This is a genomic window from Streptomyces sp. GbtcB7 (genome assembly GCF_019091445.1).
Lineage (GTDB): Bacteria > Actinomycetota > Actinomycetes > Streptomycetales > Streptomycetaceae > Streptomyces > Streptomyces mirabilis.
On the sequence record NZ_JAGXJM010000670.1, the window covers coordinates 1 to 234 of the forward strand.

At 71.8% G+C, this 234-nt stretch carries 1 pseudogene; it reads left to right on the plus strand.

Annotated elements, in window-relative coordinates:
* Positions 1-234: pseudogene (locus tag KVT44_RS57190) on the plus strand (germacradienol/geosmin synthase); the annotation flags it as partial.

Here is a 234-nt window from a genome sequence, read left to right on the forward strand (position 1 = left end):
CCGGCTGGATGTACGAGAAGGGCATGCTCCAGGAGCGCGTCTGGGTCGAGGACAAGCTGGACGCGTACGTCCTTCCGCTGAGCGCCGCGGGCATCCACCCGGACGCGACCGCGCAGGCCCTCGACCTCGGCCCGCGGTGGCTGGCCTGGGGGACGTACGGCGACGACTACTACCCGCTGGTCTCCGGACACCGCCGCGACCTGGCGGCGGCCAAGACGACCACCGAACGCCTCT